This window comes from uncultured Fretibacterium sp. (genome assembly GCF_938040765.1).
In the GTDB taxonomy this organism is placed as follows: Bacteria; Synergistota; Synergistia; order Synergistales; family Aminobacteriaceae; genus CAJPSE01.
In genome coordinates this window covers 1-16,273 of the sequence record NZ_CALIAA010000301.1, presented here as the reverse complement: position 1 = coordinate 16,273, position 16,273 = coordinate 1, and the positions used below count along the sequence as shown (strand labels likewise).

At 65.4% G+C, this 16,273-nt stretch carries 14 protein-coding genes; 4 read left to right on the top strand and 10 right to left on the bottom strand.

The genetic code is table 11. The features are described from left to right. Positions 1-55: 55 nt before the first annotated feature. From recO to fliD, 10 genes are all read right to left on the bottom strand, one after another. Positions 56-796 carry a DNA repair protein RecO gene (gene recO, locus Q0176_RS10535; RefSeq protein ID WP_299302647.1) on the bottom strand — a complete coding sequence of 247 codons (741 nt, stop codon included), beginning with the start codon at positions 794-796 and terminating at the stop codon, positions 56-58. A gap of 89 nt (positions 797-885) precedes the next feature. Next, positions 886-1,800, bottom strand: coding sequence for a GTPase Era (gene era, locus Q0176_RS10530; protein WP_299302644.1), 915 nt, complete (start codon positions 1,798-1,800; stop codon positions 886-888). Then, positions 1,797-2,261 carry a cytidine deaminase gene (locus Q0176_RS10525; protein WP_299302642.1) on the bottom strand — a complete coding sequence of 155 codons (465 nt, stop codon included), beginning with the start codon at positions 2,259-2,261 and terminating at the stop codon, positions 1,797-1,799. The genes era and Q0176_RS10525 overlap by 4 nt, the downstream gene beginning before the upstream one ends. Positions 2,262-2,279: 18 nt before the next feature. After that, entirely contained in the window at positions 2,280-3,569 is a 1,290-nt protein-coding gene (locus Q0176_RS10520; protein ID WP_299302639.1) for a hemolysin family protein, read from the bottom strand. 1 nt (position 3,570) lies between these two features. Next, a complete protein-coding gene (gene ybeY, locus Q0176_RS10515) occupies positions 3,571-4,074 on the bottom strand; it encodes an rRNA maturation RNase YbeY (RefSeq protein ID WP_299302636.1) in 504 nt (167 codons plus the stop codon). 139 nt (positions 4,075-4,213) lie between these two features. Further along, positions 4,214-6,484, bottom strand: a complete 2,271-nt coding sequence (locus tag Q0176_RS10510; RefSeq protein WP_299302633.1) for an HDIG domain-containing metalloprotein — start codon at positions 6,482-6,484, stop codon at positions 4,214-4,216. Then, positions 6,456-7,379: a PhoH family protein gene (locus Q0176_RS10505; protein ID WP_299302650.1), complete on the bottom strand. Its 924-nt coding sequence runs from the start codon at positions 7,377-7,379 to the stop codon at positions 6,456-6,458. The genes Q0176_RS10510 and Q0176_RS10505 overlap by 29 nt, the downstream gene beginning before the upstream one ends. Before the next feature lie 131 nt (positions 7,380-7,510). Further along, positions 7,511-8,944, bottom strand: a complete 1,434-nt coding sequence (locus tag Q0176_RS10500) for a pyruvate carboxylase subunit B (protein ID WP_299302630.1) — start codon at positions 8,942-8,944, stop codon at positions 7,511-7,513. Between the two features lie 15 nt (positions 8,945-8,959). Beyond that, positions 8,960-9,835, bottom strand: coding sequence for a nucleoside triphosphate pyrophosphohydrolase (gene mazG, locus Q0176_RS10495; protein ID WP_299302627.1), 876 nt, complete (start codon positions 9,833-9,835; stop codon positions 8,960-8,962). 180 nt (positions 9,836-10,015) lie between these two features. Then, positions 10,016-12,886 carry a flagellar filament capping protein FliD gene (gene fliD / locus Q0176_RS10490; RefSeq protein WP_299302624.1) on the bottom strand — a complete coding sequence of 957 codons (2,871 nt, stop codon included), beginning with the start codon at positions 12,884-12,886 and terminating at the stop codon, positions 10,016-10,018. A gap of 254 nt (positions 12,887-13,140) precedes the next feature. Here fliD and Q0176_RS10485 point away from each other — a divergent pair, with 254 nt between their 5' ends. The 4 genes from Q0176_RS10485 to Q0176_RS10470 all read left to right on the top strand — a co-directional run bounded on the left by Q0176_RS10485 (position 13,141) and on the right by Q0176_RS10470 (position 16,231). Continuing rightward, complete coding sequence (locus tag Q0176_RS10485; RefSeq protein WP_299302621.1) at positions 13,141-13,722, top strand: hypothetical protein; 582 nt, start codon at positions 13,141-13,143, stop codon at positions 13,720-13,722. Between the two features lie 160 nt (positions 13,723-13,882). Next, complete coding sequence (locus Q0176_RS10480) at positions 13,883-14,986, top strand: lysylphosphatidylglycerol synthase transmembrane domain-containing protein (protein ID WP_299302618.1); 1,104 nt, start codon at positions 13,883-13,885, stop codon at positions 14,984-14,986. Beyond that, positions 14,958-15,518: an isoprenylcysteine carboxylmethyltransferase family protein gene (locus tag Q0176_RS10475; protein ID WP_299302616.1), complete on the top strand. Its 561-nt coding sequence runs from the start codon at positions 14,958-14,960 to the stop codon at positions 15,516-15,518. The genes Q0176_RS10480 and Q0176_RS10475 overlap by 29 nt, the downstream gene beginning before the upstream one ends. A 122-nt stretch (positions 15,519-15,640) precedes the next feature. Next, positions 15,641-16,231, top strand: coding sequence for a hypothetical protein (locus Q0176_RS10470; protein ID WP_299302613.1), 591 nt, complete (start codon positions 15,641-15,643; stop codon positions 16,229-16,231). Positions 16,232-16,273: the final 42 nt, after the last annotated feature.

Genomic DNA, 16,273 nt, shown 5'->3' with positions numbered 1-16,273 from the left:
GGCGCCGTTGCCGCGTTGTCGACGCAAGCAGGATTTGCACCTTATTACAAGCGATTCAGCGTCTGTAACCAATGTCTCGTATATCCTGAGAGAGGAGCCCCCCGACGCATCGGGAGGCCAGGGTAAAAAGCCCCCGCGAGCCGTCGAGCTCCCCAAGTTCTCCGTACCGTTCCACCCCGGGCACATCCGCCCCCGCAGCCCGCCTCAAAAGCGACAGTTCCTCCCCCGAGAACCGGGGCCTGCCGGCCCCGGGCCCGCAGGCCGCACAGGCCAGCCCCTCGCCCGTCCAGAACAGCGGGACGGCGGGGCGACCGCACCGGGCGCAGCGCGTCAGGTCGGGAGCGAGCCCCCACGCCGTGAGCCAGCGCCACAGGAAACGCCACTCCACCGCCTCCGGCAGAACCCGGGGGGTCCCCAGAAGGCGCATGTTCCAGTAGAGGTTGGCCAGGAGGTCGTCCGCCGGATGCTCCGCCATCAGGTGGCGCAGCAGGAGCTTCGACCAGCGGACCGCCGTGCGGAGCGCCTCCGGTCGCCTCCTGAGGGGGATCATGCCGTCAACGACGTCCACAGCGCTCAGGTAGGCCCCGCCGCCCCGGCCCCGGTGAAGCCGAAAGGCCCCCCAGACGAGCGGCTCCGTACCGCCGCCGAAGCGGACGCGCCCGCCCGCCGCCCCGCGCGCGGAGACGCGGACCAGCCCCCGGCCCTTGAGGAAGAGGGCGAGCAGGAGGTCCCCCTCCCCCGCTACGGAACGCGAGAGCACCACGCCCGAGGCGGCATCCAGGCCCTGACGCGACATCCCCATCCCTCCTCAGGGCACTCGATTACCCTTGAAACCACATCGGGGGCGCTGCCCCCGGCCTGCGCCCCATCGAGGGGAATCGCGGGTCAGAGTCCAAGGCGGCGCAGCACGGGCTCCGACTGCCTCCAATGCGGGGACACCTTCACCCACAGGTCCAGATAGACCGGGTGGCCGGTGAGTTCCTCCAGCTCCAGCCGTGCGGTTTCTCCGATCCGCTTCAGCATCGCCCCTCCGGCCCCGATCAGGATGGCCTTCTGCCCCGCCGTCTCCACGATCAGGGACGCCCGGATGTAGAGCCGCTTCCGCTCGGGGTACTCCTCCGGGCTCTTGTACTCGTCGATCTCCACCGCGACGCAGTGGGGAACCTCGTCCCGCAGCAACGCCAGCACGCGCCCGCGGATGACCTCGGACGCCATGAAGCGCTCCGTGCCGTCGATCAGGATGTCGGGGTCGTACCACGGCGTCCCCTCGGGCAGGAGCGGCAGCAGAAGGTCGATCAGGGCGTCGAGGTTGCGCCCCCTGCGCGCGGAGACGGCGATGCGCCCGGCGAAGGGAAGCCTGGATCCGTAGAGCTCCAGAGCCCCGCCGGGGTCGTGTGCGTCGGCCTTGTTCACCACCAGCACAATCGGCCGGGAGACGACGGAGAGCGCCCTCAGTACCTCGGCGTCCTCGTCCCTCAGCCTGCGGTCCCCCGCCTCGACCAGCCAGCAGACGGCGTCGGCCTCGGCAAACGCGTCCTCGGCCGCGTCCGTCAGGGAACGACCAAGCCGGTCCCTGGGCCGGTGCAGCCCCGGCGTGTCCGTGAAGACGATCTGGGCGCGTTCGTCGTTGTAGATGCAGCGAATCGCGTTGCGGGTCGTCTGGGGCTTCGGGGAGACGATCGCCGCGCGGGCGCGCAGCAGCGCGTTGACCAGCGAGGACTTGCCGACGTTGGGCCGCCCGGCCAGGGCGACCACGCCGCAGCGCATCGCGGCCCCGTCCCCCTGTCGCTCCCCGCTCAAGGGCTCCCGCCCCTCAGGCCGAAGGAGTGGGGCAGCAGCCCATGCGCGGAGTACACGAGGGGCCCCTCGGGAGACGCCAGGACCACCCGCATGTCGGGGTTGAACTCTACCAGAATCTGGCGGCAGGCCCCGCAGGGCGGACAGGGCCTGCCGAAGTCCCCATCCCCCGACCCCACGACCGCCACGGCCACGGGGTCCCTCAGTCCGCGCGCCACCATCGCCGCAATCGCGCTGCGCTCCGCGCACATGGAGAGGCCGTAGGAGGCGTTCTCCACGTTGCAGGCGGTCAGGACGCCCCCATCCGCGAGGAGCAGCGCGGCCCCAACCCAAAAGCGCGAGTAGGGCGCATAGGCGCGGGAGGCCGCCTCCCGCGCCCTCTCCAGCAGCTCCAGCGGGGAGGGACCGGGCCGGCCATCCCCCTCGCCCCATCCGCCCGCACCGCCCCGGGACTTACCGGTCATCCTTTCCATAGGCCCTCCTCACGCGTCCTTCTCGGGTTTCATGCGTTCGAGGTCGAGCACCTTGATGCGGTGATCCTCGAGGTCGACCACCCGAATCCTCCAGTCCTCGTACTCGAACGCATCGTTCACCTGGGGGAACCCCCCGGCCAGCAGCAGCACCAATCCGGCCAGGCTCTCCGCATCCTCGGACTCGAAGGGGTAGTCCAGGGCCTCGCTGAGGTCCTCCAGACTCGTGGTCCCCTGCACCCTGTAGGTGCCGTCCTCCATCTCGAGGATGTCCGGAGACTCCTGGTCGTACTCGTCCTGGATCTCCCCGACGATCTCCTCGAGGATGTCCTCCATCGTCACGAGCCCCGCCACGCCGCCGTACTCGTCGACGACGACAGCGATGTGGATGTGGTCCCGCCGCATGGTCTCCAGCAGCTCCACGGTGCGGATGGTCTCAGGAACGAAGAGCGGCTTGCGCATCATGCCCCCCACGGCCTGGGAGAGCTCGGCGCCGATCAGGTGCTTCAGGGTGTCCTTGACGTAGAGCACCCCCACGATGTTGTCCAGGCTCTCCTCGTAGACCGGGAGACGGGAGTGCCCGTGTTCGATGAAGACCTTCATGGCCTCCTCCAGCGGCTCCGAGGCCTCCAGGGTCACCATGTCCATGCGCGGGACCATGACCTCGTGGACCCGGGTCTCCTCGAAATCGATGATCCCGTCGATCATCCTCCGCTCCACCGCCTCGAGCGCGCCGCTCTGCTCCCCGATCTTCACCACCTGCTCGATCTCCTCCCGCGTGACGAACACGTGCTGGGGCTTGAGGTCGAGCCGGAACAGCAGCCCGATGAAGGAGACGCACTTCCTCATCAGCCAGGCGAAGGGAGCGAGCAGGATGGAGAGAAGACGCAGCAGGGGCGCGGAGAACACCAGCACCCCGTCGGAGTGGACCATCGCGGCGCTCTTCGGCAGGATCTCCCCGAAGATGACGATCAGCACGGTCATGACCGGGACCACACAGACCAGCGCCCCCTCCCCGAAGGCCTGGAGCACGAGCCTGGCCGCCAGGGTGCTGGCCGCGATGTTGACGACGTTGTTCACAATGAGACAAACGGTCAGGGCCTCCTGAACGTCGTCTATAAGCCATTGAAAGAGGGACCGTAAAAACGGGCGCTGCTCCTGGAGCAACATGAGCCGGCTCCGGCCGGTGGTCGTGATGGCCGTCTCCGAGGCGCTGCAGAACGCCGACATGAGGAACAGGACGACGAACCAGAGGCAGCTCTCCAGAAAGGGCAGCAGGGCGTTCCCGGAAAGGGACGCCATCCTAGAGCCCTCCCCTCAGGACGTCCAGGAGCCGTTGTTTGACGGCGTCCTGGCGGGCCCACATGGCCGACTCCCGCTCCTCGGTGTCATGGTCCCAGGCCAGCAGATGCAGAAACCCATGCGCCAGCACGAGGCACAGGGCGTCCTCGGGTGGAAGCCCCTCATGCAGGCGCGCCACCTCCTCCGGACAGATCAGGATGTCCCCGAGAGGCAGCAGCTCCGTCAGAGCCCCGTCCGGGACAAAACGGCCGTCCGCCTCCCAGAGCGGAAAGGACAGCACATCCGTAGCCTCGTCCCGCTCCCGGTACTCGCGATTGACCGAGCGCATCTCGTCCGGCCCCAGCAGGGTCACCGAGAGCTCAACCGTCCCGTAACGGACGATCTCGGGATACAGGGAGGCCAGCTCGCCCTCGAGGACGCGCCCGAGGGGCCCCCATGCAGATAACGGAATCGGACTTTGAGATTCCCCGTCCTCGGGGCCGTCGACGTGAAGTTCCAATCTCAAAACGTGAACCCTCCCAGAGTCTGTCCCCCATCGATGCGGCCCCATCCGCCGCCCGCTGTCGATAGGGAGAGAATGTAAAGAATAACATAACACAACATGCGTCCGGAGACCAGATCAAGGGAACGGAACGTCTCCGCGCTCATCGGGTCTCCGCTCCGACGTTTTCGGCTCCGCCGGGAACGACCGGAGCCTCCGCAGCATCGCTCGCGGCAGGGACAGGCGCTCCTCCGCCCACGGCACCCTTCTCCCTCCGCCGGTCGGGGCTCCGGACCATCCGGGTGTGATACATGGAGAGCAGGACGGACAGAATGGACTCCTTGATGCGGGTGAGGTCCCTCAGGGTGAAGTCGACCTCGTCGAACTGCCCCTCCGAGATCTTGCTGCCCACCACCTGGTCAATGACCTTTTTCAGGGCCATGATGGCCTGGCTCCGCCCCGCGTTTCGTCCATTCTGCGGCATCTCCTTCGCGTCCCGCCTCAGGAGCTCGCGCCCCAGGCTCTCGCTCCGTATCGCGGCCTCCATGGAATCCAGGATCATCAGGAGCGCCGTCTCGCGGGACCGGGGCCTGGGCCCCGGATAACAGAAGTCCGACCACTCGACGCTCTCCTCCTCCCCCCGGTCCCGGGCCTCCGCCCTGGCCTTGTTATAGAAGTAGCGGATGCACGCGGTGCCGTGATGCTCCGCGATGAAGTCCCGTATCCTCTTGGGCAGCCCGTACTCCCTGGCCATCTCCAGGCCGTCCTGGACGTGCGATGCGATGGTCATGGCCGAAAGCGTGGGGCTCATCCCGTCATGGACGTTGAGCCCCCCGCCCTGGTTCTCGACGAAGAACTGCGGGCGCCTCAGCTTTCCGATGTCGTGATAATAGGCCCCGGCCTTCATCAGGTTCTCGTCCATCCCCATATCGATCGCCACCGCCTCGGCGAGCGTGGCAATCGCCAGGCAGTGCTGGTAGGTCCCCGGTGCGTCCCGCTGCAGCTTGCGCAGCAGGGGGCTCGAGGGATGGCTCAGCTCCCGGAGGCGGAGGATGGAGAGGACGCCGATATACCCCTCCACCAGGGGCAGGAGGACGACCATGAAGATCGCGGCCAGGGCGTCCAGAAGCAGAAAGCGCCCGGTCTCCAGCCAGAAGAAGCCCGTGGGGGAGAAGAGGCGGAAGGACTCCCTCGTCAGGGGTATCCCCTGAATCCAGAGGATGACGATGCGGGATACGCTCAGGAAAAGCGCAAGCAGGATCAGCCTGCGGACGAGGGATTCCCGGGACTCGATGCGGCGCAGGAGGTAATACCCCGTCATCGAGGCGAGGAAGCCCATGGAGAGGAGCAGGAGAAGGTCGTAGACGGAGAGCCCCGCGATGATGAACACCCCGGACGCGGTGCTGGCCAGGGAGGCGTTGAAGGCAAAGGATCGGGGCATACAGAGATAGGCCGCCATGACCGCGGGGAGGATGCCGGCGCCCGCCGTCCGCATCTGCACGGCAAGCATCTGGCCGATCCATGCGGCCGAGACGACGAAGACGACGCACCCCCACGAAGGCCGGCTGCCCGACTCCCGGGCCGGGACCTCCAGCCACAGCGGGAGGATCAGGACGAGGAAGAAAACGATGACCACCTGAGTGACGGGGAAGGCGTCCTCCGTGTAGCCCTGCAGCCGCAGCAGGCCGGCCGTCTGGGGCGTCACCACATCCCCGCGCTCGACGATGACGTCGCCCAGCTCCAGACGGCGTTCGATGACGGGAATCCTGTTCCCCGCACTCTGCCTCACCAGATCGGTGAGCTGGGGCTCGAGCTTGTAGTAGGCGTCGTTCACCTTCGTCAACAGCTGATAGATCAGGTTGGCGTCGTCCACCGAATCGACGCGCTTCTCGATCTCCCTCCACAGCAGGGCCGCCTCCATCCCCCCGCTCTCCAGGACATCGCCCGACGCGAGGCTCGAAAAGTAGGCGTCCCCGACCTGCAAGGCCAGCTTCATGATTCGGCTCCGCTCCGCTCCGTCCATGGCGAACAGGGCGTTCAGCAGGGCCTGAGGCATATAGGCCAGGAGCTTCGGGTCCAAGGGGTCCTTTACCGCCTGGAGCTCCTCCAGGCGTTTTTTCATCCGGTCCCGGGCAGCGACATCCCGAACCACGACACCGGCCACCCGCTCCTCCACCATCTCCCGGAGGGCCCCCGTGGCCGAGTGGTCCTCGTACTTCACCGGGGAGATGACCCTGTAGGTCTGGGGGGACGGCAGCCCCTGCGCGAAGCTGTACCCCCTGTTGCGGACGTAGAGCCACTCCATCATGACGATGGAGAGCCCGACGGCCAGCAGCATGACTACGGAGAGGAGATAGGACCTGCGCCATTCCGGGGATACGGAGGCCCAGGGGCGCCGCAGCCGGTCAAGAAAGGCGCTTTTCATAGCGGTCATAGGCCTGGACCACTTTCTGCACGATCTCGTGACGGACGACGTCGGCCCCTGTGAGGTCGAAAAAGCCTATCCCCTCGATCCCCTCGAGGATAGAGCGCACGCTGCGCAGCCCCGAGGGACGCCCCTGCGGAAGGTCCACCTGAGTGATGTCGCCGGTCACCACGGCCTTGGACCCGAACCCCAGACGGGTGAGGAACATCTTCATCTGCTCGGGGGTCGTGTTCTGGGCCTCGTCCAGGATGATGAAGCTGTCGTTGAGCGTCCGCCCCCTCATGTAGGCCAGGGGCGCGATCTCGATGATCCCCTTGTCCACGTAGCGGGCGAAGCGCTCGGGCGACAGAAGTTCATAAAATGCGTCGTAGAGCGGGCGAACGTAGGGCTCGACCTTCTCCCTGAGGTCGCCCGGGAGGTACCCCAGGCTCTCCCCGGCCTCGACGGCGGGCCGCACCAGGACGACGCGGTTCACCCGCCCCTCCTTCAGCATGGAGACGGCCTCACAGACCGCCAGGTAAGTCTTGCCCGTCCCGGCGGGGCCGACGGCGAACAGGATGTCGTTGTCCCGCATGGCCTGGATATAGGCCCTCTGACCGACGGTCTTGGCCCGGATGGGCTTGCCCCGCGCCGTCGTGCAGACGACCTCCGAATACAGCGAGTCCAGCTTGATCTCCCGGCCCTCCGCGTGGGCGTCCATCGCGTGACGGACGTCGGAGACGCGGATCTCGTGTCCGCTCTCGGCGACGACAGCAAGCTGGCGCAGCAGATGCGCCACGATGCGCACCGGCTCGGCGTCGGGGCCCGAGATCCGTATCCGGCTTTCCCCCACGGAGAGGGAGACCGGATAACGGGCCTCCAGGGCCTCGAGGTTCTCGTCGTTCAGCCCCAGAAGGCGAGCCATGGCCCCGCCGCCGGCAACCGCGACATCCTCGGAATTTCTCAGCGGAGCGTCCCTCCGCTCCAACGCTTCTCTATCCATTCCAACGTTTCTCCATCCATCCTGTTTTTCGATCTTCCTCCCGCCTCCCGGCGTCAGACGGGATAGGCCGCTCCCTCGACGAGGTCCTCGAACCCAACGTCCCGGCACGTGACGCGCGCGTACTTCCGCGGAAGAAAGTCCTTGGCGACCTGGGGGAACATGATCCAGGTCAGGGCGTCCTCCGGCTGGAGCGACCAGGCCTCCGCGGCCCTGCGGGCCGCCTCCATCTCGGGGGGGATCCTCTCGCCGGGCCGACAGGTGATGGGCTCCTCGTCCCCTATCGCCAGCCTCCGGACCTCGGGGTCCAGGGGAGCGGGCGCCGTCCCGTAGTAGCCCAGGAAGTACTGCTTGACCTCCTTGGGGATGACCTTCCAGCGCTGGCCCGTCAGGACGTTCAGCGTCGCCTGCGTCCCGATGATCTGGCTGGTGGGGGTCACCAGGGGCGGGTAGCCCATGGCCCTGCGCACCACCGGGATCTCGTTCATCACGTCCTCCAGCTTGTCCAGGGCGTTCTGTTCCCTGAGCTGATTCACGAGGTTCGAGTACATGCCGCCCGGAACCTGATAGCGCAGGATGTTGATGTCGACCCCGCCGATGTCCGGGAGCAGTTTCCTGTATTTCTCGCGGAGCGTCTTGAAGTACTCCTCGACGGGGACCAGATTGTCCAGGCTGATTCCCGTGTCCAGATCGCCGCCCGCCAGGGCCGCGACCAACGATTCCGTGGGCGGCTGGCTGGTCCCCATGGAGAAGGGGGAGATCGCCGTGTCGACGATGTCCGCACCCGCCATAAGCCCCGCGTAGTAGGTCATGGAGGCCAAGCCGCTGGTGTAGTGGCTGTGAAGCTGTATCGGCAGGTCCGTCCGGGCGCGTATCGCGCCGACGAGCCGGACGCAGTCCACCGGGTTCAGCAGGCCCGCCATGTCCTTGACCGCTATGGAGTCCGCCCCCATGCCCGCCATTTTCAGGGCCATCTCGGCGAAGGCGTCCAAGGTATGGACGGGGGAAATCGTGTAGGAGATGCACAGCTGGAGGTGCGCCCCCTCCTTTTTGACCTGGTCGGCCGCGACCTCCATGTTGCGCAGGTCGTTCAGGGCGTCGAAGACGCGGATAATGTCGATGCCGCCCCCCACCGCGCGCTTCACGAACTCCCTCACCGCATCGTCCGCATAGTGCCGATAGCCCACGAGGTTCTGCCCCCGCAGCAGCATCTGAAGTTTGGTGTTCCTGATTCGGGAACGGATGACGCGCAGCCGCTCCCAGGGGTCCTCGTCCAGGAAGCGCATGCAGCTGTCGAACGTCGCCCCGCCCCACATCTCGAGGGCCCAATACCCCACCGCGTCCATCCTCTCGAGGACGGGGATCATGTCCCTGGTGCTCATCCTCGTGGCGATAAGGGACTGGTGCGCGTCCCGAAGCGCCGTCTCCATGATGCGGGCCCTCCGGCCCGCCTTCTTTCCGGGCGCCCCCTCGGTCCTGTTCTCCGTCATTTCCGTCCTCCGTCATTATAAGGCGTTTTCAGCGCCGGGGCTCGTCTTGGCCCGTTCCCACATGGCGTCGAGCTCCTCCGGGGAACAGTCCTCCAGGCGGATGCCGCGCTCCGCGGCCTGTTGCTCGACCCGGCGGAAGCGCCCGGCGAATTTGGCGCAGGCCCGGGAGAGCGCCGCGTCGGGGTTCACCCCCAGGTGACGCGCCAGGTTGACGGCCATGAACAGCAGGTCCCCCAGCTCGTCCTCCACAGCCGCGGCATCCCCGTGCTCCACGGCCTCCCACAGTTCGTCGGCCTCCTCGTCCAGCTTCGCGAAGAGCGGGGCGGCGTCGCCCCCGGGCCAGTCGAACCCGACGTGTGCGGCTTTGCCCTGCATCCGATGGGCCTTGAGAAGCGGAGGCAGCCCGGCGGGCACCCCGGCCAGGACCGAGAGGTCCTCCTTCCGGGCGCGGCGCTCCTCCAGCTTGATGCTCTCCCAATTCCTCAGGACCGTATCGCTGTCCTCGGCCTCGACGTCTCCGAACACGTGGGGATGGCGTCGGATCAGCTTGTCGCAGATCGTGCGCACGACGTCCCGCATGTCGAAGTCCCCGTGCTCCCGGGCCAGTGAGGCCACGAAGACGACCTGCAGCAGGAGGTCCCCGGACTCCTCCCGGACCTTGCCCATGTCCCGCTCCGTGATGGCCTCCGCGAGCTCGTAGGCCTCCTCCGTAATGCAGGTGCGCAGGTCCTCCAGCGTCTGCTTCCGGTCCCACGGACAGCCTCCCGGAGCCCTCAGCCGTTCGATCAGGCCGACGATCTCGTCGAAATAATGTCCTTTATCCCCGCGATCTCCGCAGTCCCCAATACCCGGCCCGGCCCTCATGTTTTCGTCGCTGGAAATCACAGTCACACCTCCGGCGGTCCTCCCGACGTTCCCTATCAATCCTATTGTCGCTTAAAAACGTAAACGGCTCATTCAAAAGTACGGTTCAACGATACGATTATAAATGATAACACAGGGCCCGGAACGCGAGAGGACGGGCCCCGCCGGGAACCCGCCCTCTCGCAAATCGCCGCCGTGCGTCCGCGCCTACTGCTGGTTCCTGCCCGCCCCCTGGAGCTGGGCCGTAACGCTGTTGAGCCAGCTGGCCTGCTGCATCAGTTTGGACAGGTTGCGCTCGGCGTCGGAGAACCGTTTGAAGAGCGTCTCCTTCTTCTTCTGAAGGCGCTGCTCGAACGTGTTCAGATACTTGTTGATGGAGTTGACCTCCGTCTTGATGCCGTCTATCTCCCGCACCACGGCGCCCTTGGCGGCTCCCTTGCCGCTGTCGCCGCTCGCCGCGGAGGAACGGAGCATCCCGTCCGCGAACGTCTGCATGTCCTTGGCGAAGGCCAGCATCACGTCCGTGGCCTCCTCCGAATTTTTCGTCATCGCCTTCATGAAGTCCCGTGAGCTGAACTCGAGCTCGCCGCTCTTCCCGAAGTCGGTGGAGGTGGTCTTGAACCCCATCTGATAGAGGCCCGTATAGGTGTAGTCCATGCCCAACGCCTTGAGGGCGGGAGTCCCCGACACCTGGACCGGGCGGTCCGTGCCCGCGTCGATCACCAGTTTGCCGTCCGAGACCGAGGCCTTGGCGAAGGGGGTGGGGTACTTCCGCCCGTCGGGATCGTAGTGCAGGGCGCTGGCCTCCCCACTCCCGGAGGTGTCGTTGATCCTGGCCGCGATGGACTCGAGCGTGTCCTCCGGGTTGACCGTGATGTCGGCGGTGCGGGCCCCCACCGTGACGCGCAGCGTGCTCTGGCCCTTCAGGCCGTTCTGCTCCATCGTCCCATAGATGGGGTCCCGGCTCTTGCGCTGCTTGAAGGTGTGGGTATAGGTCTGGGTGACGGAGCGGCGCATCCTGCTCTTGGCATCGCGCAGGAGGGAATTGCCGAAGAGCAGGCCCCACTTCATGCGGAAGTCGTTGGCGGGCAGGGTGGCCTTCTTCGTCTCGTCCACGGCCTTCTCCGAGGATTTGACGTTGATCCACTTCATCACGTCGTTGTAGGCCTCGGTGAAGGCCTGGATGGCCTTGACGGAGGCCTCCAGGTCGTGGGAGATGTCCATGGAGACGTGCCCCACGCCCTTGAGCTCCATCGTCACCCCCTTGATCAGCTCGTTCTTGTACTCCGGGCCGATCTTGTTGGAGGACCGCGTCACCTTCTCCCCGTTCAGGATCATCTCCGCATCCTCGGCGGCCGTGTAGTGCGCCTCGTCCTTCAGGTCCAGGCCCAGCGCGCTCAGGATCCCCGTCCCGTCGTCCGACAGGGTGAAGGTGTTCTTCGCGTGCGCGTACTCCACCGTGTACTCGTCGCCGTACCCGGGAGTGATCTGCTTGCCGTCCTTCATGCGCGGGACGGGCGGCGTCGAGGGCTGAGTCCAGGTCAAGGTGAACTTGCCGCCAGTATTGGCGGACGCCCCAAAGGAACCCGCCCCAAAGGCCGTCGGGGGGTCCTGATAGACGTAGGCAGCCGTCGGGTCAATCGTTCCCCCCGCTGTGGTGAAGCCCCACTCGCTCATGGTGAGCGTATCGCTCTTGCCCCGCTCGACGTTGCTGAAGGTCTGCGTCGTCCCGTCGGCCTTCGTCAGCTCCAAGTCGTAGTTTGTGCCCGGGCCGGGGGCGCCCCAGGCCGCCTCGGGCCGCCAGCGCACCACGGCCTTGGCCGGGCTGCCGCCGTCGCTCACGATGTCGAAGTCCTCGCCCTGCACATAGGTCCTGCCGCCCTGTTTGATGACGGACTTTCCCCCGACGAAGTCCGCATAATCCGCTCCCGTAACGTCCTCGGCGCCGCGTTTGACGTTGAGCGTGAACTCTTCATTTGCAACGGGCTTATACGTGACCTTATAGGCGACGCCCTCGCCGGGGCGATTCATCCCCAGCCACTTCACGGACTTTCCCTCGATCGTGAAATCCGTACCGTACTGATAGGTGACTCCGTTCCTGTCCTGGACGGAGATGTTCGTCGTCGACAGCACCGCCCGAGGCGTAAAGGGCAACGCATCCTTATCCACATCGCCCTTGCCGCGCACGATGTCGCTTGGTCCATAGGCCGCTCCGCCCGTCGTATAGACATCCCCGGCTGCCGCCTTGTACTTCACCTGGTACGTCTCCCCGGCGGGGACCGTCTGCGGCTCGTAGTCGCGCCAGCGAATCTGGTTGCCGGCCACGACGTCGAAGTCCACGCCCTGCTTCCAGGTCCTGTCGCCCTTCTTGCTCTTGACGACCAGGTCCCCGGACTTCAGCGAGCCGGAGTCGATATGCATATTTTCCAAAAGGTCGTACGTATTGCCGGAGCGGGTCATCGCCGCCTTCTGGGTGTCCTTGCCCAGGCCTGTGGCGTCGCTCTTCAGGATCAGCTTGTTGTCCACGACGGACGCGGTCACGCCGAACGGCGGCCTCTGCGTCTTGAGGGCCGTGTTGATGCGCTTGGCCAGGGACTCCAGCGTGTCGTCGGAACGGACCTCGATGCGCAGCCTCCGTCCGCCGATGCCGATCCAGAAATGGGCCTCCGACGCACCGCTCAGGGCGCCCGTGAAGGCCCCGGAGAGCTTGTCCGTGAAGGCGTTGGAACGCTGGACCTGACTTTTGGCCAGCTTCAGGACCTCGAGGTCGTGGACGTTGACCTCCGCGTCCGCATTGGCGGTGGCCGTCAGCACGCCCTTATAGGAGCCGCTCTTGTCGACCCGCTCGATCTCCAATCCCTTCGCCTTGTAGGTCGAGGGAAGCTTGAGCGGCGACAGCGCGCTGTTCAGCTTCTGCAGCGCGATCTGGAACTCCTCGAAATATTCCTGTTTCCGGGTCAGCTTATCCCGCTTCTCCACCATCACGAGCGCGGGCTTCTTCGCCTTGTCCAGGATCTTCGCTATCATCTCGTCCCAGTTGATCCCGGACGCGATACCCGATACGGACATGTCCGCCATACAAAACCCTCCTGTTCTTCGGCACGGACAAAACGCATCGGGCTCCGCCGATGCGCGTTCATTATATCCCACATTGAGTATCGGCGCAGGGCGGGGCGGATATGAGCGCCCCGGATATGCTAGAATATGAATGTTGTCTTTTTACGACGATGATGCATTGCCCGTCCTCCCCATCCCTTCCCCGGGATGGGGAGGACTTTGGGCGCAACGGGTTTTCCGTGCGCCGATTCGGAAATCGGGACAGGGGGATCACGATGAAGGTATCGATTGACGGACAGGAGCACCGCGAGATCCCGTCCACGGCGTCGCCTCTCGAGATTCTGGAGGCCGTCAGGGCGGAAGCCGCCCGCTCCGGGCTCGTCCTCACGGGACTTCGAGTCGACGGCGTGGAGATGGACGAGCGGGCCTTTCTTGCCCTGTCGGGGGGGATGTCGGCGCACTTCTCGCTCACCCCGGTCCGCCTCCTGATCCGGGAGACGATCGCCGAGGCCCTGGACTACGTCGCGCGGCTGAAGAAGGGCATCGAGGAGATCGTCGGCCGCTTCGAGGAGGGCGAGACCTCGGCCGCGCAGAACCGCCTGTCCGAGGCGATGGATGGGCTGGACTGGACGCTGGACGTCTACGAGCGATGCAGCGCGCTGACGGCCGGGCCCTCCGCCGAGCCGGAGGAACAGGCGTTCCGTGACGGGCTCCTGGAGATTTTGAACCGCCTCATCGGTCTGATGAACGGGAAGCGATATCTTCAAATGGCCCTGGTCCTGCGTCAGGAACTGCTTCCAAGCGTCGATGCGCTCGCGCTGATGCTGGGCAGGCTCTCCGCCCCTCAATCCCGGTAGCGGCCGCGGACGTAAGACCATGTGCCGTACCTCCGGGCCCTTCCGCGTCGTCCCGATTCATGATTCTCCCGTTTGAATCATGTCGTTTCCGTTGCATTGACGTTGTCTCATTCGACACTGTCTCATCCGATCCTGTCTCGTTCGATGGAGGAATTTCAATTTGTCTCTGCGTAAAGGTTTGATCCTCTTCATCCTGCTGGCCTTCGGGGCCAATGCGGTCATCATAGCCAAAAGCGTCGATCACGACACCGTCCGTTCCCTGCTCTCGTCGAACAAGCTCCTGCTGCTGGGGGCCCTGGGGGTGGTCTTCCTCTCCTGGATGTGCGACGCGGGGCGCTTCTGCGCGCTCTCCCGCGCGGCGCAGGAACGGGTGCCGTTCTCCATGGGAATCGTCCTCACCTGGCTGAACTACTTCGGCAGCGCGGTCACCCCCATGCAGAGCGGGGGCGGCCCCTTCCAGGTCTACGTCCTCTATAAGAAAGGGGTCCCCATCGGCAAGGGCATCGCCATCACCCTGATCCGCACCATGCTGACCGTTCTGATCCTGAGCCTGGTCGTCCCCACGGCCCTGTTCCTCGAGCCCTCCATCCTGGAGGCGAGTCCCTTCCTGAAGGGGCTCGTCTTCTACGTCTTCGCCGTCATCGGCTGTACGTGGATCTTCATCCTCTTCACCATCCTCCACCCGGGCTCCCTCAAGAGGCTGGGCAAGATCGCCATCCTGTGGATGAAGCGGCTGAACCTGGTGAAGTCCAACCGACGCGTGATCGGCTGCTTCCAGTGGCTCGACCGGGAGGAGGACAACTACATCATGAACTTCCGCCTGGCGTTCCGCTCCGGGAAGGGATGGATGCTGCTCGCCACGGCGCTCTCCGTCCTCCATCTGCTTCTGGTCTTCACCGTGCTTCCCATCCTGATGAGCGCCGTCGGACTCCCCTACAGCTACACCCAGACCCTGGCGACCCAGGCGGTCTTCATGTTCGTGCTCTACTTCATCCCCACCCCGGGGGCCAGCGGCTTCGCCGAGAGCGGCGGCGCCCTGCTCTTCGGAACCCTGATGCCCTGGAACATGGCGGGGATCATGGCCATCATCTGGCGCTTCTTCACGGAGTACCTCTCCATCTTCATGGGGGTCGTCGTCGTGATTCGGATGTTGGGATGGGGCGTCTCCGAGGAGCTCCACCAGGGCGTCTCCCCCGAGGAGGAGGCCAGGGATGAGGCCAAACGAGGTTCGTCGAATGCAAGCGTTTCGTCAAAAAATCTTTAAGCTCAGGGGCGGGATCTGGACGGTCCTCTTCCTGATGATCCTGCTCCTGGCCCGGCCGACCCTGAGGTCCATCCTCCTGGGGCTTCCCCTCGTCGTCCTGGGGCAGGCCTGGCGGTTCTGGGCCGTCGGCTGCATCGGACGCTACCGGGGGGAGACCGTCGGCGCGGAGCGGCTGGTCACCTGGGGGCCCTACGCCTTCATGCGCAACCCCCTCTACTTCGGCAACGGCCTGATCGGGCTGGGATGGGGGCTGATGGCCGGGCCGTGGGCCGCCGCCCTGTTCGCGGTCTCCTTTGTCGTCGTCTACGGCCTTCTCATCATCCCCTTCGAGGAGTCCTTCCTGTCCTCCAGGTTCGGGGACGAATATCACGAGTACCGACGGAGGACAGGGGCCTTTCTGCCCTCCGCCTGGCCGTCCGGACGCATCGCGGGGCCCTTCTCCGCGGGCATTCTGTGGACCAGCGAGCGCCATACGCTCCTTTCCACCGCCGTGGGGACCCTTCTGATCGCCGCAAAGGGGTTTTTTCTGTAAGCCGTTTTCCATGACACGCGAGGACTGGGGCGCGGACACGTATTTTGAGGCAGGCCGACGCGCCCGGGCTGTGCTATACTGAGCTCATCATGGAATGGAGCCCGCGCCATTGGAGGTGGAGCATGAATCCCGAGAAAAAGGACCCCAAAAAGGAATTGACCGTAAAGGATCTCCTGTCGGCCATCTCCGAGACGGAATACCCGCAGTACATCCTGGAGGCGCTTTCCCGCATCCAGCGGTGGATGCAGGACACCCTGAACGCCCCCGCGGATCAGGGAATGGACCCCGTCACGGCGATGTTCGAGGACAATGGCGAGGTTGACATCGAAAGGCTCTTCGAGCGTCTGGAGAGCCTGGAGCAATACTTCGACCTCATTCCCAACACGCGCCGTCCCGAGGGGCGCCCCGACGTGGTCGTTGTCAGCATGAACCCCCCCGACTACGAGAGCGGCGTGCGGACCGCCATCGACTATGCCGCGCTCTTCAACCGCAGCAACTGCAAGCGCGTGTGGGTCATCAGCGATACCTTCATCTTCGAGGACACGATGCGCTACGCCGCGCACGTGGACGCCCTGGCCAGCCAGGGCATCGTCCTGCGCTTCGTGCTCGTCACCCCCTGGGGATGGGTCGAGATTCCGCTCAGCGGGGCCACCGCCTCCAGCCAGCAGTTTTTGTGGCATAATCCCTTCAGGGGCGGCGGACCAAACGGCTGAGGGCCCGCCAGGACGTCTAAGGAAACGCTGATTTAATCCATG